The organism is Dichelobacter nodosus (assembly GCF_001263335.1).
In the GTDB taxonomy this organism is placed as follows: domain Bacteria; phylum Pseudomonadota; class Gammaproteobacteria; order Cardiobacteriales; family Cardiobacteriaceae; genus Dichelobacter; species Dichelobacter nodosus.
Window position 1 is genome coordinate 110,854 of the sequence record NZ_LGVW01000011.1, and the last position, 20,003, is coordinate 130,856.

Genomic DNA, 20,003 nt, shown 5'->3' on the forward strand with positions numbered 1-20,003 from the left:
CGCATTCAGCGCCCCGCAAAACGCTATTAACCACCACATTTAAAGGAGAAGATCATGCAAACATTAGTATTACCGCGTTTTGACGACATGCACACCCATGTTCGCGATAACGTTTTTTTAACGCGGACAGTGCGCGATATTGCGGCGTGGGCAGGACGCGCGGTTATCATGCCGAATTTGGTGCCCGCTATTGATACGATTTCTGCCGTTGAGCAGTATCGCCGCCGAATTGAAGCGCATCTTCCTCCAGAAAGTGAATTTACGCCGTTGATGACGTTATATTTAAGCGCAAATTTAACAATTGACAGTATCCAGCAGGCGAAAAACGCGGGCGTGGTTGCCGTTAAATGGTACCCCAAAGGCGCGACCACGCATTCCGCGCAAGGTATTGCCCAAATTCATGCGTTTTATCCGTTATTGGAAGCGATGCAAAAAGCGGGATTATTACTGTTAATTCATGGCGAAGTGACCGATGATGATATTGATATTTTTGATCGTGAAGCGGTATTTATTGATCGCGTGCTTGAGCCGTTGCGCCGCGATTTTCCACAATTGAAAATGGTGTTAGAACATATTACGACCGCCGCGGCGGTGGATTATGTGATGCATGCCGCATGTAATCTTGCCGCAACCATTACGCCGCAGCATTTACTTTATAACCGTAATCAATTACTCGTTGGCGGTTTAAAACCGCATTATTATTGTTTACCGATTTTAAAAACCGAACGCGACCGCAAACGTTTATTAGAAGCCGCAATCAGCGGTGATCCGCGGTTTTTCTTAGGAACTGACAGCGCGCCGCATTTGCGCACGCAAAAAGAATGTAGTTGTGGTTGCGCAGGGTGTTATAGCGCTTTTCACGCGCCGGCTTTATATGCCACGATTTTTGAACGCGCCGGCGCTTTGCCGCGTTTACACGATTTTGCCTGCCGATTCGGCGCAGATTATTACGGCTTACCTTATAATAACGGCAGCATTTGTCTGCAACGGCAAGAATGTATTGTTCCTGATGTTCTTAGCTATGGTGAGGGCGAACTGGTTCCTTTATCCGCCGGAATGAGTTTGCCATGGACGTTAGCAGATAAAAACTGATTTTAAAAAAGCGATATTGCAGGCGGATTAAAGCAAAAGAATAGATATGGATAATGCGAATTACGATGAAAACGTCTTTGATGGACAGGGCTACCGCTACAATGTGGGCATTGTTTTGCTTAATACGCAAAAACAAGTATTTGTAGGAAAACGCAAAGGTCAAGAAGCATGGCAATTTCCTCAAGGCGGCATGCACGGCGGCGAATCGGGCAAAGATGCGATGCTGCGAGAATTATTTGAAGAAACAGGACTGAAAGCGCATCAAGTCAACATTTTGCAGGAAACGGAAAAATGGCTGCATTATCGTTTACCGGTGCGATTTCGTCGGCGAAAATTTCCGGGGAAAATTCAATGTATTGGACAAAAACAAAAATGGTTTTTGTTGCAATTAAAAGATGACGACGTTTGTTTTGATTTAAACGGCGACGGCGCGCCCGAATTTGATGCATGGCAGTGGGTAAATTATTGGCAACCAATTGAATTTGTGGTTCATTTTAAACGTGATGTTTACGCGCAAGCGCTGGAAGAATTATCCGTTGCCGTTCCCGAATTGCGCGCGCAAAAACCTGCTGGTTTTCATCAACGCGGGCGGCAGAAAAACGTTAAACATCATCTCAACCCCCAAAAAGCGCCTTCTTTTGCCCGCCGTAGACGTCATAACTAAGCAATTTTTATGGAACATAAAATGAGTGATCGAAGTGTTTTGCTAAAAAGGGCGAGCGCGGCATCAGTTTGTGTAGCAGTAACATTAATGCTGCTCAAACTGCTGGCGTGGTGGTTATCGGGATCGGTGAGTTTACTGGCTTCTTTGATGGATTCGGCAACCGATATTTTAGCCAGCATGATCAATTTATTTGCGGTGCGTTTGGCAATGTGTCGCGCCGATAATAATCACCATTACGGTCACGGCAAAGCCGAAAGTTTATCAGCATTGTCGCAAGCGATGTTTATCACGGGTTCATCATTTTTCTTAATTATCAATGCATTACCGCGATTATTTGCGCCGCAACCTTTATCGCATAACACCATTGGTATCGTGGTGATGCTGATTTCTTTGGGCGCGACTTTGGCGTTGGTTCGTTATCAACATTTTGTGTTAAAACAAGTGGATTCCCCTTCAGTGCACGCCGATAGTTTGCATTATTTAAGCGATACGTTAACCGGAATGGGCGTTTTGCTGGCGCTAGTTTTAAATAGCGCATTTAATATCGCCATCGCCGACCCGATTTTAGCGATTTTGATCGGAATTTATATGCTTTATGGGGTTTATCAGATTGTTTATGATGCGGTTTCTGCATTGATGGACGTAGCATTGCCAGAAGCAGAAATGGATATGATTCGTGCGGCAATTGCGCGCGTTGATGGTTATATTGGCGTGCATCGGCTGCGCGCGCGCAAAAGCGGCGCGTGGCGCATTATTGATATGCATATGGAATTTTCTGATGATATTTCTTTGCAAAATGCGCATAAAATCAATGATCGAGTTGAAAAATCGATTGCCGCTTGTTTTGATGCGCCTTGCGAAATTATGATTCATTTGGAACCGAGCAGCGTTGCTTTTGATGATCAACATAAAATTCAGTAATTCATGTTTCTTTTCTTTTTCTCTTTTTGACGTACAATGCCGCCGGAAATTTAGGAATTGAGATGAAAAAATTTTTGCGAAGCGTCTTAAAAATTTTACTAAGTCTCATACTCTTGCTAGTCATCACCGTGATTTTTGCGATATGCGGAATTGGCAAACATATCCTTCAAAATGACGGAATAAATCCTGCTCAAGCAAATGAAGACAATGTCACAAAAATGCTTTTTTTCTTGATAGAAAAGTACGCGACCTTATCTTTGAAAGCTCAATGTGATCAAATTATTAAAAAAGATGAAGGGTGTCGGTGCTTTGCAAAAGAATTTCAGGTATCAGCAAAAACTGTCATGTCCAATTCTGATGAAAAAACGCGAGAAAGCGATGAAAAATTGGCAATCGATAAAATGACCGCCTGCGGATTTACGAAAGAAGAGATGGAACATTTTGCAAAAGCGTTAGAAAAACAATAATTCCTCCAATATTTTTTAAAAACCGAGCGGCAATTAGTGCCGCTTTTTTTGGGACAAACCATGGTAGTAGCACACAATCCAACCGAGACGAATCCTGATCATCATTATTTTGAAGAAATCGGCGACCATTTTTTAAAACAGATTTATTACAACAATAAAGGACGCATTCGTCTTGCCGTTTTAAAACGCGATTTGGCGCCTTTTATGCGCACTCCAAAACCATTAGAAATTTTGGATATCGGCGCCGGCGCTGGACAAATGGCACTTTGGTGCGCTGCTTTTGGACATCGCGTGACGCTTTTTGATGCGTCCGAGCGGCTGCTTGCTCAAGCGCAAAAACAAGCACAAAAAGAATCTTTAAACGCACAATGCACTTTTATTTGCGGTGAAATTACGCAAATGCCCGATGTTTTGGGCGCGCGGCAATTTGATTTTGTGCTTTCTCACGCCGTTTTAGAATGGCTGGAAGACGGCGCGCAATTATTTGAACGTTGTCAACAATATTTAAAGCCTAACGGATTGTTATCATTGATGTATTACAACCGCAGCGCTTTAGAATTCATTCAACACGTTTTTGGTAATTTTTCTTATGTTGATTCGGGATTAGTTGCCAAAAAAACGGCGAAACTCACCCCTAAATATCCCCGAAGCAGCGATTGGGTTGCCGCGCAATTAGGCGCATTACCGCTTAAAAAACAAAGCGGTATCCGCTGCTTTTACGATTATATGAAACCCGAAGACCGCGCTGCCAATAGTATTGAAAGCATCATCGCTCATGAATTATCGCTATCGCTGCGCCGCGAATTTTTGCCAGTAGCGCGTTATATTCATGAAATACGGCAACGCACCATCTCAACCGCTAACTGATGTTGGCATATTGTTATAAGGAGAAAATGTGAGAGTGTTAAAAGAAATCGTCATCGGCGCACAAATGCTATTTGTCGCCTTTGGCGCCTTAGTACTCGTGCCTTTGCTCACGGGATTGAGTCCCGCCGTGGCGCTCTTATCCGCCGGAATTGGCACGCTGATTTTTCAGTTTTTAACGGGAAGACAAGTGCCCATTTTTTTAGGCTCGTCTTTTGCGTTTATTGCGCCGATTATCGCCGCGCAACAACAATGGGGACTTGCCGCAACGCAGGGCGCGATTTTATCGGTATCGCTGGTTTATTTTGCGTTTGCGCTGGCGATTTATTTTTTAGGCACGGGTTTTATTCACCGTTTATTTCCGCCGGTAGTGATTGCGCCGGTGATTATGGTGATTGGACTGTCTTTGGCGCCTTCCGCCACCAATATGGCGATGGGATTAAGCGGCGACGGTTCACAAGTTTTATTTAGTAAAACCAACGCATTATGTGTTGCCAGCACCGCGTTACTTGCGACCATTATCGTGGCGTTATATTGCAAAGGATTAAGTAAATTACTGGCGATTTTAGCCGGCATCGGCAGCGGTTATTTGCTGTCGTTTTTTTTAGGAATGACGGACTTCACGCCAGTTAACGCTGCGGCATGGTTTTCATTGCCACCGATTACAAAACCAAGTTTTAATTTGGAAGCGATTATTTTCATGTTACCCGTGGCGCTGGCACCTGCGATCGAACATATCGGCGACGTGGCAGTGATTGCGCAAATCTGTGAAAAACCTTTTATTACAAAACCAGGACTTCATAAAACCATGGCAGGCGATGGTATCGCAGTTGCGATTGCTGGTTGTTTAGGCGGGCCTCCGGTAACCACTTATTCTGAAGTAACCGGCGCAGTTTCCATCACCGGCGCTAAAAACGCGCAAATTATGATTTATGCGGCGCTGACGGCAATCGTTTTGGCGTTTTCGGGAAAATTAGCGGCATTATTAAGTTCAATGCCAACGCCGATTATGGGCGGCATCATGTTGTTATTATTCGGATCGATTGCCGCGATGGGCGCAAGAACATTGTTGGATAAAGATGCCGATATTTGCAACGAACGCAGCGTGGTGATTATCGCGTTAACTTTAGTTGTGGGACTGGGCACGTTATCCGTAGAAATCGGTTTCGTTAAATTACAAGGTATCGGTTTAGCGGCAATCGTTGCCATTTTATTGAATTTATTACTGCCGAAATTATCGCAGCAATCATAAAAAAACCACTCAACTCAATCGGTTAAATATCGATTGCGTTGAGTGGATTTTCAAATTTAATTTTCTTGAAATAAAGCACAAAAAGCGCGCAACGCTTTTCCGCGGTGGCTGATTTGATTCTTTTCTGCCAACGTTAATTCTGCGGCAGATTTTCCCAATTCGGGCAACCAAAAAAGAGGATCGTAACCAAAACCGCGGTCGCCGCGCGGCGCGCGCAAAATTTCGCCCGTCCAAGTGCCGGTAGCAATGAGCGGCAAAGGATCTTCATCGTGGCGACAATAAACAATCACGCTGACAAACATCGCCCGCCGATCATCAATTAATTCCATTTCTTTCAATAATTTAGCATTATTAGCAACGTCATCACCGTGACCACCGGCATAACGCGCAGAATAAATTGACGGCGCACCATTTAACGCCGTAACCATTAATCCCGAATCGTCAGCAATTGCCGGTAAACCGCTGATTTTTGCCGCGTGGCGCGCTTTGAGTAAAGCGTTTTCCACAAAACTTAAACCCGTTTCGCAAACGTCATCAATGCGCCAATTACTCTGCGGCACGATGCGATAAGAAAGCGGCGCAAAAAGACTTTGAAATTCCGCAATTTTGCCGGAATTATTGCTCGCCAGTACGATGGTATTTTCCATTTTTATAATCCTAAAACGCGGCGTTGTTCCGCCATAATTTCACTAATGCCTTTTTCGGCTAAATCGAGTAACGCGTTCATTTCTTGCCGTGAAAAAGCGCGTCCTTCCGCCGTTCCTTGAATTTCAATCAACGCGCCGGCATCGTTCATAACGATATTCATATCTGTTTCCGCGGCGCTATCTTCGCAATATTCCAAATCCAATAATGCTTCTCCTTGATAAAATCCCACGGAAACCGCCGCCAGCTGACCGCGCAAAGGATTTGCTTTTAAACGACCTTGTTGCATTAAAACGCGAATGGCATCAGCAAGCGCAATAAATCCGCCGCTGATTGCTGCGGTACGCGTGCCGCCATCGGCTTGCAAAACATCACAATCCAACGTAATAGAACGTTCTCCTAACGCGGATAAATCAACCACGGCGCGCAAAGATCGCCCAATTAAGCGTTGAATTTCTTGCGTGCGTCCTTGTTGTTTTCCTCTGGCGGCTTCTCGGGTGCTGCGTTCGTGCGTGGCGCGCGGCAACATGCCGTATTCTGCCGTTACCCAACCTTGATTTTGTCCGCGCAAAAAGGGCGGCACACGTTCTTCAATGCTGGCGGTACACAAAACTTGCGTACGTCCCAAAGTAATTAAAGCAGAACCTTCTGCATGACAATTAACGGCGCGTTCAATATGAAGTTCGCGCATTTGATCCGGCAAACGATGATGAGGACGCATAATTTTCTCCTATAAAAAACACGTCATTTTAACAAAGGCTGTTATGATTGCCGCCTTAAAATGGAGGTTTCAATGCGAATGAGTATGACCGCGTTTGCCCGCGCCGACGGTGAATTTAAAGGGCAAGTTTTTAGTGTGGAAATTAAAACGGTAAATCATCGTTTTTTAGAAATTGCGCCGCGTTTGCCGGAACGTTTGCGTTTATTAGACAGCGCGCTGCGCGAAAAATGTCAGGAAACTTTTTACCGCGGAAAAATTGATTGTTGGGTGAATTTTCATTCCGACCGCGGCGAGAAAAATTTAGTATTAAATACGCAGCAATTAAAGCGTTGGTTATTGATTTTTTCGGACAGCGGCGCTTTTCAATCGTTGGGAAAACCGGATTGGGCAACGATGCTTTCTTTGCCGGGCGTGATGCAAGAAAGTTTGGACGATGACGCAGGATTATCGGCGGCAATTTTAGAAACGTTTGATCAGGCGCTGGCGCAAGTATTAGCGATGCGCGCGCGGGAAGGGGAATTGATCGAAGGCACGTTACACGAGCAACTCAATAAACTTGAAGCGCAAGTTTTGGCAATTGAAGAACGCGTGCCGATGATTTCAACAACGTTGACGCAACAAATTCAAGAAAAAATCGCGACATTACAATTGGAAGTGGATCCGCAGCGTTTTGAACAAGAATTATTCTTTTTAATCAGTAAGATGGATATTAAAGAAGAAATTGATCGGCTGCATTTTCATATCGATCAAGCGCGCAATACTTTAGCCGATGACGGCGCGGTGGGCAGACGAATGGATTTTTTAATGCAGGAATTTAATCGAGAAGCCAATACGTTAGGCGCGAAAGTTTATGACAATCAATTAAGCGCGGCGGCGGTAGATTTAAAAGTGATTATTGAGCAGATGCGGGAGCAGGTGCAAAATCTGGAATAACGATTTAAACGCCTGCGCCCGTTTATCGATAAAAATCAATGGATTATTGTTCAATAATCCATTTTATTTGATACGAAACAACGGTTTATTATTTTCACAAATAACGGCAATGACGAGCAGCACTAAAAATCCCATCATTGACCACGTGGGAATGGTTAATCCTAAAAATGTGTCTTTTGCTGCGCAGGATCCTGTTCCTTGCATCGATTGCCATAAACCTTCGAGGTAACCTTTGTGTTCCAAAGTTGCCCAAAAATCTAAACCACATTTTGGCGCTTTTTCCAGCGGTAAACTTTGAATATAAAGATGACGCGCGGCTAAACCGATGCCCAAAAAAATGCTGGCATATTTTAAAAATTTCATCAGCCACGATCCCCAAACGCTTTGCGGGAAAAAAGCGGCATCAAGCAAAAACGCCAAACCAATCAATAAAAATGCCAAACGTTGCATCATGCATAAATGGCAGGGATTGAGATATAGCATTTTTTCCAATACCAACCACGAAAATAAAATCAATCCCCAAGAACCCAAACCGCAAACGGCAAGCGTCATTCTTTTTTGCGCATCGGTCATTTTTGACTCCTTAAAAAACGATGATTTCTATTGTACGCATTGCGCCAGCTTTTGTGCGAGTCCGACGTAATCTTTCGGCGTTAAACCGCGCAACCGCGCTTTAACTTCTTCTGGCAAATCCAAACCATCGATAAAAGTTACCAAAATTTCCGGCGTGATTTTTTGTCCGCGCGTTAACGCTTTTAATTTTTCATACGGTTCTGGAATCGCGTAACGCCGCATCACCGTTTGCACGGCTTCCGCTAAAACTTCTGGATTTGCCGCTAAATCGGCAGCAATGGCGGCGTGATTAGTTTCGAGTTTCGTCAATCCCTTTTTCAAAGACGCTAAAGCAATAACTGTATACGCAAAAACGCTGCCCAAACTGCGCAACACCGTTGAATCGGTTAAATCGCGTTGCATTCGAGAAATGGGCAATTTATGCGCTAAATGTTCGGCAAGCGCGTTGGCTAAACCGAAATTACCTTCCGCATTTTCGAAATCAATGGGGTTAACTTTATGCGGCATCGTTGATGAGCCCACCTCACCGCTAATTACTTTTTGTTTAAAATAATTCAAGCTGATATACGTCCAAACATCGCGGCAAAAATCTAATAAAATCACATTGATACGGCTTAAAGTATGCAATAATTCTGCGATATAATCGTGCGGTTCGATTTGCGTGGTGAGCGGATTGTACGTCAATCCCAATTGCTCAACGAATTGCTGCGCGCTGCGTTGCCAATCAACGTCCGGATAAGCCACATGATGCGCATTAAAATTGCCGACCGCACCGTTGATTTTGCCCAACATTTCTTGAGAATCGAGTAACGACAATTGCCGTTTTATCCGAAAAACTACGTTGGCAAATTCTTTGCCGAGCGTGGTTGGGCTCGCGGGTTGTCCGTGCGTATGCGCTAAAAAAGCGGTATTTTGTTCTGCTAAAGCTATTTGTTTGATTTGATTTGATATTTCTTGATACATTTGCAAAAGAACATCGCGCCCGTCTTTTAACATCAATGCATACGATAAATTATTAATATCTTCGCTGGTGCAGGCAAAATGCACGAATTCAATTTTTGTTGCTAATTCATCGTGCGTTGCCAAATCTTTTTTTAATTGATATTCCACGGCTTTAACGTCGTGATTCGTTGTTTTTTCAATCGCTTTGATCTCGAGCGCTTTATGTTCGTCAAATTGTTCGGAAAGTTGTTGTAAAAATTGTTCTGCGCTGGGCGATAACGCCTGCAATTCTGGAATTCCATCATGATTGGCTAAAAAACGCAGCCATTGTAATTCCACGCGATAACGATATTTGATCAAACCATATTCGCTAAAAATAGTGCGTAAAACCGCCGTTTTTTCCGCATAACGTCCATCGATGGGAGAAATTGCCGTTAATGCATGATTTTGAGCCGTCATAATTGTCCTTTAAACCAAAAAAATAAACCATAAAAATCCAAGCGCGTAAACCGCCGCCACAATATCATCAATCATGATGCCAAAACCGCCGCGGGTATTTTTATCTAACCAATTGATGGGAAACGGTTTACCAATATCAAAAAAGCGAAACGCTAAAAAAGCGCCGATAATAGCGTAAACAGAATGCATAAACGCTGCCGGCATTAAAGAAAGCACCAACCACATTGCGACAAATTCATCCCAAACAATGCCGCCGTGATCGTGAATGCCTAACGCGCGGCTGGTTTTCGTGCAAACATCAACGCCGAACATAAAAGCACACAATAAAAACGGGGCGGCAAAATAAATATTTTGTAAAAAAGACAAAAAAGGCAACGCCAATCCCAGCGCCGCTAAAGTGCCCCACGTTCCCGATGCCGGACGCAATAAACCGCTGCCCAAACCAAACGCGCAAAAATACGCCGGACGGCGGCAAATAAATGCAAAAGTTGGGTAATTCGTTTTTTTATTCATAAGATTAACGCTGCGGCGAGGGCATGCGTAAGCAGTCCTTAATCAATTGCGGGCCGTGATAAATCAAGCCGCTGTAGATTTGCACTAAATCGGCGCCGGCTTCGAGTTTGGCGTAATAATCATCAGCGCTCATCACGCCGCCCGATGCAATCAGTGGCAAATCGGGCAAACGCTCGCGAATGTGAGCAATGATTTTGGTGCTTTTTTCCGTTAACGGTTTGCCCGACAATCCGCCTTGTTCATCGGCATAACGGTGTCCCGTCACGGCAGTTTTATCTAAAGTTGTATTGGTGGCAATGATGCCATCAATGCCGCTGTCTTCAATAATTGAAAGCATTTCATCTAATTGCTCGCGTTCATTATCCGGCGCAATTTTCACTAACAACGGCACGGTTTTCTCATAAACCGCGCTTAATTTATCGCGTTCCGTTTTCAAACGTTGCAATAATTCGCAAAGCGCCGCGCCGTGTTGCAAATCGCGCAAACCGACGGTATTCGGGCTGGAAATATTAATCGCCAAATAATCTGCATACGGATAAGCCGTGCTCATCGCAATTAAATAATCATCGGCGGCGCGTTCATTGGGCGTTAATTTATTTTTACCGATATTAATGCCGATGAGCGCGCGCGTGCGTTTTTTCACCGCGGCAACTTGTTGGCACAAAGCAACGACGCCGTCATTATTAAATCCCATGCAGTTAATGATGGCTTGATGCTCGGGCAGACGAAATAAACGCGGTTTGGGATTGCCTGATTGCGGACGCGGCGTTGCCGTGCCCACTTCAATAAAACCAAAACCCAAGCGATCAAAAGCAGAAATTGCTACCGCGTTTTTATCTAAACCCGCGGCGAGTCCCAAACGATTGGGAAAAGTATGTCCTAATAAATGAATGGGATTTCCAGCTTTTATGCGCGGTATGAATACTGCCGCGCGCGATAAAATTTGCAGGGTGAGGTTATGCGCGATTTCTGGATTTAAACAAAATAATAGCGGGCGCAAATGAGGGTAGGGATTCATTAAAACTCCTTAAAAAATAAAACGTTAATGGCGCTGCGCGAAATCATGCATAAAATCAATTAATGCTTCCACGCCTGCCATTTCCATCGCGTTATAAAGGCTCGCGCGCAAACCGCCCACCGCTGAATGACCTTTTAATCCCACCAAAGCGTGCGTTTCGGCTTCTTGCCAAAATTGCGTATCCAAAGCATCGGACGGCGTTCTCATCACCACGTTAATTTTTGAGCGGTATTTTTTTTCTACGTCATTGCGGTAAAAATCGTTATTATCAATAAAATCATAGAGTTTTGCGGATCTTTTCTGCGCCAGCGCCGCAAAATGCGCCACACCGCCTTGTTGTTCTATCCATTTTAAAACCAAATGCAAAATATAAATTTGCCAAGTCGGCGGCGTATTGAGTAAAGAGTTGGCATCAGCATGATGTTTATAACAGAAAAAGCGCGCCAGATTTGTATGTTCACGTAAACATTGTTTCCGCACAAAAACTAATGCCATGCCTGACGGCGCTAAATTTTTTTGCACGCCGCCGTAGACGATATCGCAATAATCCCAAGGCAACGGGCGCGTGTAATAATCGGAAGAAACATCTAACACCAGCGGCACGCCCAAATCGGGCAATTCGGGAAACTGCAAACCGTCTACCGTTTCATTACTGGTTAAATGCACATATCGCAAATTTTTGGGAACGGTTAACGTTTTTAAATCGGGCAAAGTGGTGCATTTTCCATCGGGCGCGCGCCACAATTCCACCATTTTTCCCACGCGCTGCGCTTCTTCTAACGCTCGTTTTGCCCATAAACCGCTGTTGACGATGCCCGCACTGCCGCCGTCAGCCAGCAAATTTAAAGCTGTCATAGCAAATTGTTGATGCGCGCCGCCGGCAATCAGCAAAACACAAAAATCATCAGGCGCGCCGATGAGTTTTTTCGCCAACGATAAAGTTTCTGCCAAAATTGCTTCAAAACGCTGGCTGCGGTGAGAAATTTCCATCACCGACATGCCGCAACCTTCAAAATCGAGTAATTCTTTTTGTGCTTGTTGCAAAACGGGCAGAGGCAATGTGCAAGGACCGGGATAAAAGTTAAAAACACGCTTTGACATGTGATTACTCCAAAATCGGTAAACTGTTGCCGTCCCATTGATGATCGGCATCGGGAATAAACGTTAAACCGCCATCTAATCCGTTGCTGATAAGCCAACCGCCCGGGATGGGGCTGCGATATAAATCGGGCACATGCCGATCCTGCGTTTTCAGTTTTTCCCAATAAAGACGCGGAGTATTCGCGCGAGATAAAAACTTCATAATTTTTCCCCTACACAATCGCCACCTTTTTCACTATTGGATAATGGTTGCGTATGTTTTTTAAAATAAATCAATAAAAGAGATAACGCTGCCGGCGTCATGCCTGCAATTCTTGCCGCTTGATCCAAATCGTGCGGTTGAACTTTTTGCAATTTTTCTGCCAATTCTGCTGATAATCCCGTCACTTTTCGATAATCAAACGGCACTGGCAATTTTTGCGCGCGATTTTTTTGCAATTTTGCCACTTCTTCATATTGCCGTTGAATATAACCCGAATATTTAGCAGCAATATCAATCTGTTCAATCACTTCATCGCTGGGATATTCATCGGGCGGCACGTTTGCCAACGCCAAAACGGCGCGCACGTCAATTTCTGGTCGTTTTAACAATTCTGCGGCATATGTATTATGCGTTAATCCTGATAACCGATCGGCAGGAATTAATAATTTTTTTAATTGATCGCTGGCGTGCGCAACCGCCGCCATTTTCGCGTCAAACTGTTTCATGCGCGCGCTGCCAACGCAACCTAATTGATAGCCAATTGCGGTTAAACGTTGATCGGCATTATCCTCGCGCAGCAATAAACGATGTTCCGCGCGACTGGTAAACATGCGATACGGCTCGCGCGTTCCCTGCGTAATTAAATCATCGATTAAAACGCCCAAATAAGCTTGATCACGGCGCGGATACCAGCCTTCTTTATCGTAAACGCGCAACGCGGCATTAATGCCGGCGAGCAATCCCTGCGCGGCTGCTTCTTCATAACCCGTGGTGCCGTTAATTTGACCGGCAAAAAAGAGATTTTTAATGGCTTTTGTTTCAAGGGTATAACGCAATCCCTGTGGATTGAAAAAATCATATTCAATTGCATATCCGGGACGCGTAATAATCGCTTGTTCTAACCCTTTGATAGTGTGGACATATTTTAATTGCGCTTCAAAAGGTAAACTGGTTGAAATGCCGTTGGGGTAAATTTCATTGGTCGTTAAACTTTCCGGCTCCAGAAAAATTTGGTGGCTGGTTTTATCGTGAAACCGCATTACTTTATCTTCAATCGACGGACAATAACGCGGTCCAAATGCATCTTTAATCACGCCGGCATACATAGGCGCTTGATCGATATATTCACGAATAATATCATGCGTTTGCGTGTTGGTATGCGTAATGTGACAAGGAATTTGCCGCGGGTGTTCGTTGACGTTGCCTAAATAAGAAAAAACCGGCAGCGGTTCATCGCCTAATTGTTCGCTCATTTGCGAAAAATCAATGCTACGCGCATCAATACGCGGCGGTGTTCCTGTTTTCATGCGGTGCGTTTCAAACGGTAAATCGCGCAATTTATTGGCTAATTCTAAAGCTGCCGGATCGCCCGCGCGACCGCCAACGAAATAATTTAACCCAACATAAATTTTGCCGCCTAAAAATGTGCCCGCGGTGATGATGACGGTTTTGGCGTGAAAATCGATTTTATGTTGACTGGAAACGCCGATAACGGTTTCGCCGTTTAATAAAATACCGCTTACTTCCGTCTGAAAAACGCGTAAATGTTCTTGTTTTTCTACCAAAGCGCGTACCGCGGCTTTGTATAACACGCGGTCAGCTTGTGCGCGCGTTGCTTGTACTGCTGCGCCTTTGCGGCGATTTAAAATCCGCCAATGAATGCCGGCGCGATCGGTGGCGCGCGCCATCACGCCGTCTAATGCATCAATTTCTTTGACTAAATGTCCTTTCCCGATGCCGCCGATCGAAGGATTGCAGCTCATTTGTCCAATAGTTTCAATATTTTGCGTTAATAATAAAGTGTCGCAACCCATGCGCGCTGCCGCACACGCAGCTTCTACGCCGGCATGACCGCCACCGACAACGATGACGTCAAATAAATCTGGATAATGCATGATGTTTCTTCGAAAAAATTAAGATCAGAGGAAGAGTGCGGAAAGCAGTTTCATCATGCTGGTATTGACAAAACTGATGGCAAACAATGCCACAATCGGTGAAAAATCTAATCCCGCAACCGATGGAATTAAGCGCTGCAACGGTTGCATCAGCCATTGCGTACATACCACTGCCACTTGTAAAAACATTTGTTGCTGCGGCACTTGCAACCACGAGGCGATCACGATGATAAAAATGGCATACATCGTGACCAAAAGCCACGTAGTACACAGAAAAAAGATGATGCCAAACGGCAAAGAAAGTAACAAAGAAGAAGTTAAAACCCAACCACCTAAAACGGCAATAATGGCGGCAACGATAAGCGCCGCCCAATCAAAACGCTGATTTTTCGGCAACATTTTAGAAAAAGGCAGCGTTAATGGTTCTGTTAAACGATTCAGTTGCACGGCGACGGTGTTATATTCAAGATGATATCTGTTGACGTGAAAACGAATAATAAACACGGCAATGGCGCAGCGAATTGCAAAAATGACAAGATTCATTATGCCCAATCCTTCGTTAATGCTTCGCCTAATTCATGGCTGCGCCCAACAACTTTTTGCATTGCAGTTTGCACCATTTCATCTAAATTTTGCTGATTAAAGACGGTAATTGCTTGTTCGGTTGTGCCGCCTTTAACCGCAATTTGATCAATAAAAGTTGCAAAATCGGCGTTTTGTTCAACGTCATCAATAGATTCTACGGCAAGCGTTGCCGCGCCTAACGCGGTTAATGTGATGATGTCGTAAAGTTCTTGTTTTTCAAAACCATATTGTTCTCCAGCTTGCGCCATCGCTTGCATTAATCGATAAAAATAAGCAATGCCGCTTCCTGAAAGCGCGGTGATGCCGTCTAATTGAATTTCGTCGTCTAACCACGCCGTAGAACCAATGGCGGAGAAAATATCTTCAATGAGATTTTCATCATGTTCACTCAAACCGTCATCGCTATAAATGCCAGTTAACGCCGCTTGAACAGATGCCGCAATATTCGGCATCGCGCGCACGATGGTGACTTCATCGCCTAAAATTTTGCGATAATCTTCAATTTTAATGCCAGCGGCAAGCGTTATGATCACGTGTTCGGATAAATCATGTTGACAGAGCTGCATCAGCAATGCATGCATATCTTGAGGCTTCACACCGATCACAATATATTGCGCTTTTGCAAGAATATCTTCGATGTGATTTGTGGTATAAACGCCAAAATCTTTAGCGGCAGCAAGGCTCGATTCAACGCTGCGCGTTGCTATCATCAATCGCTGACGGTTAAAGGAATCCTCATCATTGAGCAATCCGCGGATAATTGCGCTGTTTATATGTCCTGCGCCAATAAATCCAATGTTGCCATCTGCTTCCATTTTGCGCCTCTCCTATCAACAAAATACGGCAGGCGATGGTATCATGTTTTCTTGGTCGGCAGAACAGCCCGCTGTTTCCTCTTCTTATCATTTTTCAATCAATAAGGACAAACCATGACGGATGAAAGCTTAGAAAGTGAAAAAAAAGAACTTAAACTAGACGATTTATTACGATTTGCTCAAAAACAGGGCGCGTCTGACTTGCATTTGAGTTGTGGTGTTCCGCCGATGATTCGGATAGACGGGGACGTGAGACGGCTCAACTTGCAGCCGCTACAAAACCAACAAATGCGCGATATGATTTTCGGCATTATGACGGACGCGCAAATGAAAAGTTTTGAAGAAAAATGGGAAGCGGACTTTTCTACGGAAATTCGCGGTGTTTCTCGATTTCGGGTTAACGTTTTCCAACAAAACCGCGGCATGGGGATCGTGTTCCGGACGATTCCGAGTAAAGTTTTGTCGCTGGAAGATTTAAAAGCGCCGGCAAAATTCGTAGATATTATTGACGTTCCGCGCGGATTAGTTTTAGTTACGGGGCCGACCGGTTCCGGAAAATCTACCACTTTGGCAGCGATGATCGACCATATCAATAATAATCGCCATGAACATATTCTAACGGTTGAAGACCCGATCGAATTCGTGCATGAATCTAAAAAATGTTTGGTCAATCAACGGGAAGTGCACCGCGATACGCAAAGTTTCTCCAATGCGCTGCGGGCAGCTTTGCGGGAAGACCCTGATATTATTCTCGTTGGGGAGTTGCGGGACTTGGAAACTATTCGTTTGGCATTGACTGCCGCTGAAACAGGGCACTTGGTTTTCGGTACTTTGCACACCAGTTCTGCAGCAAAAACAATTGACCGGATTATCGACGTTTTCCCTGGGGAAGAAAAACAACTCGTGCGTTCCATGCTTTCGGAATCATTGCGCGCGGTTATTGCGCAAACTTTGTTGAAAAAAATTGGCGGCGGACGGGTGGCAGCGCATGAAGTGTTAGTGGGGACTTCGGCGGTGAAAAACTTAATTCGGGAAGATAAAGTTGCCCAAATTTATTCTACAATTCAAACCGGCTCACAATACGGCATGCAAACGCTCGATCAGGCTTTATCTGCTTTAGTGAAAGAAGGAAAAGTTGATCGCATGTTGGCAGCTTCAAAAGCCCACGATAAAGACAATTTTATGTAACGAGGAATATTCATGAATCTTGATCCAAAAACTTTGCGGCAGTGGTTTGATAATTTGGTGTTATTTGCGCACCAACGAGAAGCCTCCGATATTTTTATCAATTCACAAAATAACGTGGCAGTTAAAACCAACGGGGAGCTCCATTTTTTACAGGAAGCTTTTTTAGATGAAGAAGATGTGATGAACATCGCCAAAGCCATCTCGCGTCCAGAAGCTTTTGAAGAATTCCTCAAAACTTACGAATGTAACATCATGGTTGAAGTGCCAAATGTTACGTATTTGCGGGTCAACATTTACATGCAAAAAAATATGCCGGGGATCGTTATGCGGTTAATTCCGGCAAAAATTCCCGCCATTGAAGAGTTAAATTTACCGCAACCGCATATTCTTAAAGAACTTTCTTTGGTAAAACGTGGACTCGTTATCATCATCGGGGCAACAGGTAACGGTAAATCAACCACGCTCGCCTCAATGGTTGACTTTCGCAATGAACGCACTAAAAACCACATCATTACCGTAGAAGACCCGATCGAATTTATGCACAAAAGTAAAAGTTGTGTTGTTATTCAACGGGAAGTCGGCGTGGATACGAAAACCTACGGCGCGGCGCTGAAAAGTTCATTGCGGGAGGCGCCGGACGTTATCCTCATCGGGGAAATTCGGGACGTGGAAACCATGGGTTATGCGATGCAATTTGCTGAAACGGGGCACTTGTGTTTAGCAACATTGCATGCCACCAACTCCGTGCAAGCTTTGGAACGGATTTATAACTTCTTCCCACTCGATCAACGGGAAAAGTTGCAACTTGACTTGTCCGAAAACTTGCGCTGTTTAATCACGCAACGCCTTATTCCTAAAATCGGCGGCGGTCGGGCAGTTGCCATGGAAATGATGATGAATACTCCTTATATTCAACAGCTTATCCACGACGGTCAAGTTGATAAAATTCACGAAGTTTTGGAACGGGGCGATGCAACGCGCGGGGTGTTTAGTTTTGATCGTTGCATCTTTGATTTATATGAAGAAGGCATTATTGAATACGATACGGCTTTGCAATTCGTTCAATCTGCTAACAACTTCCGCGTTCGCGTACGTAACGAATCTAAACGTCGTCTGCCAGAAGATTTGGGCACCGCCGGCGATAGTTACACCGTGCTTTCTGACGATCGTTTGGAACGGGAATTGATCAGAAAAGCCAAAGAAGAAATGCGCAGCAAGGAATTTGGTCGCTAACTTCGATGAGTGCTTATCAAGCTTCAGATATTGAATTATTAAAAGGGCTCGAGCCCGTCAAACGCCGACCGGGCATGTTTACCGACACTTCCCGACCGGATCATTTAGCGCAAGAAGTCATTGATAACAGTGTGGACGAAGCCTTAGCGGGCTTTGCCCACGCGATCGACGTGACACTTTATGAAGACGGTTCTTTAGCCGTTTGCGATGATGGACGCGGTATGCCCGTTGATGAACACCCCGGCGAAAAAATTTCTGGCGTTGAATTGATTTTGACGCGCTTACACGCTGGCGGCAAATTTTCCCAAAAAAACTACGCTATTTCAGGCGGATTGCACGGCGTTGGCGTTGCCGTTGTGAATGCGTTGTCATCGCGGTTAGAAGTTCAAATTGACCGCGATGGTTTTCGTTATCAAATCGTTTGTGAGCACGGAGAAGTGATTGAACCGCTGCGCAAAATCGAAAAAATCGCGAAAAATCAACACGGCACCCGCGTTCGCTTTTGGGCAAATCCAGATTATTTTGAACACGCCCAATTTTCCGTACCGTGGTTATTGCACGCGCTCAAATCCAAAGCCGTATTATGCGCGGGATTAACGGTACATTTTCATCATCTCGCTACAGAAAAATCCTATCAATGGTGTTATGAAAATGGTTTGGTTGCTTATTTAACCGATGCGTTGCATCAAGAAACAACCATTCCCGATCAACCTTTTTCCCTGCATTATCAAGATGAAAACGGCGAATTGGACATTGCGTTTTCGTGGTTGGAAACGGTTAAAAATACCAATTCCATCAATGAAAGTTATGCCAATCTCATTCCCACACTCGACGGCGGCACGCATGTTAACGGTTTGCGCGCGGGATTAGTTGATGCGTTGCGGGAATTTTGCGATTTTCGGCAATTATTGCCGCGCGGATTGCGTCTATTGCCGGAAGATATTTGGCAAGGTTGCCAATATGTTTTATCGATCAAAATTCCTGAGCCGCAATTTGCCAGTCAAACCAAAGAGCGATTGACTTCGCGCACGTGCGCGGCGTGGATCAATACGATTATTGCCGATCGATTTGGTTTATTTTTAAACCAACATCTCGAATGGGGCGAAAAGCTGGCGCAATTAGCCATCGAGCGCGCGTACGCACGTTTACGCGAACAAAAAAAAACACCGCGCAAACGGCATCAAGGAGCGCCGCTGCCCAGCAAATTGGCGGATTGTTTGAGCCAAGAATTACAAGAAACAGAACTTTTTTTGGTGGAAGGCGATTCCGCGGGCGGTTCTGCGAAACAAGCGCGCGACCGCAACACGCAAGCGATTTTGCCGTTGCGGGGTAAAATTTTAAATACTTGGGAAATTGCCGCCGATGACATCATGATGAATCAGGAAGTGCGCGATATTGCCGTTGCCATTGGCGTCGCGCCGGATAGTGATGATTTATCGGGATTGCGTTACGGCAAAATTTGTATTTTGGCAGATGCTGATTCTGACGGTTTGCATATTGCCACTTTAATCAATGCGTTAATGGTAAAACATTTTACGGCTTTAGTTGCCGCCGGACATTTATACGTTGCGATGCCGCCTTTATATCGTCTCGATGCCGGAAAAAAAGTGGCTTATGCTTTAGATGACGATGAACGCAATGAATGGATAAAACGGCAGCGGCGAACGGGTTATACCGGCAAAATCAATGTAACGCGGTTTAAAGGATTGGGCGAGATGAATCCGCAGCAATTGCGCGAAACGACGATGCAACCTCATAGCCGGCGGCTGGTACAACTGACTTTCGATCCCGAAGAAACCTATCCATTAATGGATAAATTATTGGCAAAAAAACGCAGCGCCGACCGCAGAGCATGGCTGGAAATGCACGGCAATCAAGCGCGCAATCTTGATGCGCTGGAAGAACATAAATAAAGGATTT

The 20,003-nt window shown here is 44.8% G+C and carries 21 protein-coding genes; 10 read left to right on the forward strand and 11 right to left on the reverse strand.

Translation table 11 applies throughout. The features are described from left to right. Positions 1 to 51 precede the first annotated feature (51 nt). The 6 genes from pyrC (at position 52) to AKG33_RS01770 (ending at position 5,260) form a co-directional block, all read left to right on the forward strand. Positions 52 to 1,092, forward strand: a complete 1,041-nt coding sequence (gene pyrC, locus AKG33_RS01745) for a dihydroorotase (RefSeq protein WP_187145774.1) — start codon at positions 52 to 54, stop codon at positions 1,090 to 1,092. 46 nt (positions 1,093 to 1,138) lie between these two features. Then, positions 1,139 to 1,756 (forward strand): RNA pyrophosphohydrolase, encoded by a 618-nt coding sequence (locus AKG33_RS01750; protein ID WP_012030991.1) that lies wholly within the window; start codon positions 1,139 to 1,141, stop codon positions 1,754 to 1,756. Between the two features lie 21 nt (positions 1,757 to 1,777). Beyond that, the gene (locus AKG33_RS01755) at positions 1,778 to 2,677 is read left to right on the forward strand and encodes a cation diffusion facilitator family transporter (RefSeq protein WP_012030992.1); all 900 of its coding nucleotides are present in this window, start codon (positions 1,778 to 1,780) and stop codon (positions 2,675 to 2,677) included. A gap of 62 nt (positions 2,678 to 2,739) precedes the next feature. Further along, on the forward strand, positions 2,740 to 3,144 hold the full coding sequence (locus AKG33_RS01760; RefSeq protein ID WP_012030993.1) for a hypothetical protein: 405 nt from the start codon (positions 2,740 to 2,742) through the stop codon (positions 3,142 to 3,144). Between the two features lie 60 nt (positions 3,145 to 3,204). Then, positions 3,205 to 4,011, forward strand: a complete 807-nt coding sequence (locus AKG33_RS01765; RefSeq protein ID WP_012030994.1) for a methyltransferase domain-containing protein — start codon at positions 3,205 to 3,207, stop codon at positions 4,009 to 4,011. Positions 4,012 to 4,045: 34 nt separating this feature from the next. After that, entirely contained in the window at positions 4,046 to 5,260 is a 1,215-nt protein-coding gene (locus tag AKG33_RS01770; RefSeq protein ID WP_012030995.1) for a uracil-xanthine permease family protein, read from the forward strand. A 56-nt stretch (positions 5,261 to 5,316) separates the two neighbouring features. Here AKG33_RS01770 and rdgB read toward each other — a convergent pair whose 3' ends face one another. Beyond that, the gene (gene rdgB / locus AKG33_RS01775; RefSeq protein WP_050707862.1) at positions 5,317 to 5,907 is read right to left on the reverse strand and encodes an RdgB/HAM1 family non-canonical purine NTP pyrophosphatase; all 591 of its coding nucleotides are present in this window, start codon (positions 5,905 to 5,907) and stop codon (positions 5,317 to 5,319) included. Between the two features lie 2 nt (positions 5,908 to 5,909). After that, positions 5,910 to 6,626, reverse strand: a complete 717-nt coding sequence (gene rph / locus AKG33_RS01780; RefSeq protein WP_012030997.1) for a ribonuclease PH — start codon at positions 6,624 to 6,626, stop codon at positions 5,910 to 5,912. A 72-nt stretch (positions 6,627 to 6,698) separates the two neighbouring features. Here rph and AKG33_RS01785 point away from each other — a divergent pair, with 72 nt between their 5' ends. Next, a complete protein-coding gene (locus AKG33_RS01785; RefSeq protein WP_012030998.1) occupies positions 6,699 to 7,559 on the forward strand; it encodes a YicC/YloC family endoribonuclease in 861 nt (286 codons plus the stop codon). A gap of 63 nt (positions 7,560 to 7,622) precedes the next feature. Here AKG33_RS01785 and AKG33_RS01790 read toward each other — a convergent pair whose 3' ends face one another. From AKG33_RS01790 to proC, 9 genes are read right to left on the reverse strand one after another with little or no spacing between them, the layout of a single operon-like run. Beyond that, positions 7,623 to 8,132 (reverse strand): disulfide bond formation protein B, encoded by a 510-nt coding sequence (locus tag AKG33_RS01790; protein ID WP_012030999.1) that lies wholly within the window; start codon positions 8,130 to 8,132, stop codon positions 7,623 to 7,625. A gap of 27 nt (positions 8,133 to 8,159) precedes the next feature. Then, positions 8,160 to 9,533, reverse strand: coding sequence for an adenylosuccinate lyase (gene purB, locus AKG33_RS01795; RefSeq protein WP_050707863.1), 1,374 nt, complete (start codon positions 9,531 to 9,533; stop codon positions 8,160 to 8,162). 9 nt (positions 9,534 to 9,542) lie between these two features. Further along, positions 9,543 to 10,046 (reverse strand): phosphatidylglycerophosphatase A family protein, encoded by a 504-nt coding sequence (locus tag AKG33_RS01800; protein ID WP_012031001.1) that lies wholly within the window; start codon positions 10,044 to 10,046, stop codon positions 9,543 to 9,545. Positions 10,047 to 10,050: 4 nt separating this feature from the next. Beyond that, positions 10,051 to 11,064, reverse strand: a complete 1,014-nt coding sequence (locus AKG33_RS01805) for a quinone-dependent dihydroorotate dehydrogenase (RefSeq protein ID WP_012031002.1) — start codon at positions 11,062 to 11,064, stop codon at positions 10,051 to 10,053. Between the two features lie 24 nt (positions 11,065 to 11,088). After that, positions 11,089 to 12,165 (reverse strand): 3-phosphoserine/phosphohydroxythreonine transaminase, encoded by a 1,077-nt coding sequence (serC, locus tag AKG33_RS01810; protein ID WP_012031003.1) that lies wholly within the window; start codon positions 12,163 to 12,165, stop codon positions 11,089 to 11,091. A 4-nt stretch (positions 12,166 to 12,169) separates the two neighbouring features. After that, the gene (locus AKG33_RS01815; RefSeq protein WP_012031004.1) at positions 12,170 to 12,367 is read right to left on the reverse strand and encodes a hypothetical protein; all 198 of its coding nucleotides are present in this window, start codon (positions 12,365 to 12,367) and stop codon (positions 12,170 to 12,172) included. Then, complete coding sequence (gene mnmG / locus AKG33_RS01820; RefSeq protein WP_050707864.1) at positions 12,364 to 14,262, reverse strand: tRNA uridine-5-carboxymethylaminomethyl(34) synthesis enzyme MnmG; 1,899 nt, start codon at positions 14,260 to 14,262, stop codon at positions 12,364 to 12,366. The genes AKG33_RS01815 and mnmG overlap by 4 nt, the downstream gene beginning before the upstream one ends. 24 nt (positions 14,263 to 14,286) lie before the next feature. Next, the gene (locus tag AKG33_RS01825; protein ID WP_012031006.1) at positions 14,287 to 14,805 is read right to left on the reverse strand and encodes a YggT family protein; all 519 of its coding nucleotides are present in this window, start codon (positions 14,803 to 14,805) and stop codon (positions 14,287 to 14,289) included. Further along, positions 14,805 to 15,662 carry a pyrroline-5-carboxylate reductase gene (proC, locus tag AKG33_RS01830; RefSeq protein ID WP_012031007.1) on the reverse strand — a complete coding sequence of 286 codons (858 nt, stop codon included), beginning with the start codon at positions 15,660 to 15,662 and terminating at the stop codon, positions 14,805 to 14,807. The genes AKG33_RS01825 and proC overlap by 1 nt, the downstream gene beginning before the upstream one ends. A gap of 114 nt (positions 15,663 to 15,776) precedes the next feature. Here proC and AKG33_RS01835 point away from each other — a divergent pair, with 114 nt between their 5' ends. The 3 genes from AKG33_RS01835 to parE are packed head-to-tail and all read left to right on the forward strand — an operon-like array spanning position 15,777 to position 19,996. Continuing rightward, positions 15,777 to 16,850, forward strand: coding sequence for a type IV pilus twitching motility protein PilT (locus AKG33_RS01835; protein ID WP_050707865.1), 1,074 nt, complete (start codon positions 15,777 to 15,779; stop codon positions 16,848 to 16,850). A gap of 12 nt (positions 16,851 to 16,862) precedes the next feature. Beyond that, positions 16,863 to 18,083: a PilT/PilU family type 4a pilus ATPase gene (locus AKG33_RS01840; RefSeq protein WP_012031009.1), complete on the forward strand. Its 1,221-nt coding sequence runs from the start codon at positions 16,863 to 16,865 to the stop codon at positions 18,081 to 18,083. Positions 18,084 to 18,088: 5 nt separating this feature from the next. After that, the gene (gene parE / locus AKG33_RS01845; RefSeq protein WP_012031010.1) at positions 18,089 to 19,996 is read left to right on the forward strand and encodes a DNA topoisomerase IV subunit B; all 1,908 of its coding nucleotides are present in this window, start codon (positions 18,089 to 18,091) and stop codon (positions 19,994 to 19,996) included. Positions 19,997 to 20,003 lie beyond the last annotated feature (7 nt).

What these genes read in the sequence shown, in the direction of transcription:
- AKG33_RS01825 (WP_012031006.1), bottom strand. Translation starts at nt 14,805, where the DNA reads ATGAATCTTGTCATTTTTGCAATTCGCTGCGCCATTGCCGTGTTTATT.
- serC (WP_012031003.1), bottom strand. Translation starts at nt 12,165, where the DNA reads ATGTCAAAGCGTGTTTTTAACTTTTATCCCGGTCCTTGCACATTGCCT.
- AKG33_RS01785 (WP_012030998.1), top strand. Translation starts at nt 6,699, where the DNA reads ATGCGAATGAGTATGACCGCGTTTGCCCGCGCCGACGGTGAATTTAAA.
- parE (WP_012031010.1), top strand. Translation starts at nt 18,089, where the DNA reads ATGAGTGCTTATCAAGCTTCAGATATTGAATTATTAAAAGGGCTCGAG.
- AKG33_RS01815 (WP_012031004.1), bottom strand. Translation starts at nt 12,367, where the DNA reads ATGAAGTTTTTATCTCGCGCGAATACTCCGCGTCTTTATTGGGAAAAA.
- rph (WP_012030997.1), bottom strand. Translation starts at nt 6,626, where the DNA reads ATGCGTCCTCATCATCGTTTGCCGGATCAAATGCGCGAACTTCATATT.
- AKG33_RS01805 (WP_012031002.1), bottom strand. Translation starts at nt 11,064, where the DNA reads ATGAATCCCTACCCTCATTTGCGCCCGCTATTATTTTGTTTAAATCCA.
- AKG33_RS01840 (WP_012031009.1), top strand. Translation starts at nt 16,863, where the DNA reads ATGAATCTTGATCCAAAAACTTTGCGGCAGTGGTTTGATAATTTGGTG.
- proC (WP_012031007.1), bottom strand. Translation starts at nt 15,662, where the DNA reads ATGGAAGCAGATGGCAACATTGGATTTATTGGCGCAGGACATATAAAC.
- purB (WP_050707863.1), bottom strand. Translation starts at nt 9,533, where the DNA reads ATGACGGCTCAAAATCATGCATTAACGGCAATTTCTCCCATCGATGGA.
- rdgB (WP_050707862.1), bottom strand. Translation starts at nt 5,907, where the DNA reads ATGGAAAATACCATCGTACTGGCGAGCAATAATTCCGGCAAAATTGCG.
- AKG33_RS01765 (WP_012030994.1), top strand. Translation starts at nt 3,205, where the DNA reads ATGGTAGTAGCACACAATCCAACCGAGACGAATCCTGATCATCATTAT.
- AKG33_RS01835 (WP_050707865.1), top strand. Translation starts at nt 15,777, where the DNA reads ATGACGGATGAAAGCTTAGAAAGTGAAAAAAAAGAACTTAAACTAGAC.
- AKG33_RS01750 (WP_012030991.1), top strand. Translation starts at nt 1,139, where the DNA reads ATGGATAATGCGAATTACGATGAAAACGTCTTTGATGGACAGGGCTAC.
- AKG33_RS01800 (WP_012031001.1), bottom strand. Translation starts at nt 10,046, where the DNA reads ATGAATAAAAAAACGAATTACCCAACTTTTGCATTTATTTGCCGCCGT.
- AKG33_RS01760 (WP_012030993.1), top strand. Translation starts at nt 2,740, where the DNA reads ATGAAAAAATTTTTGCGAAGCGTCTTAAAAATTTTACTAAGTCTCATA.
- AKG33_RS01790 (WP_012030999.1), bottom strand. Translation starts at nt 8,132, where the DNA reads ATGACCGATGCGCAAAAAAGAATGACGCTTGCCGTTTGCGGTTTGGGT.
- AKG33_RS01755 (WP_012030992.1), top strand. Translation starts at nt 1,778, where the DNA reads ATGAGTGATCGAAGTGTTTTGCTAAAAAGGGCGAGCGCGGCATCAGTT.
- mnmG (WP_050707864.1), bottom strand. Translation starts at nt 14,262, where the DNA reads ATGCATTATCCAGATTTATTTGACGTCATCGTTGTCGGTGGCGGTCAT.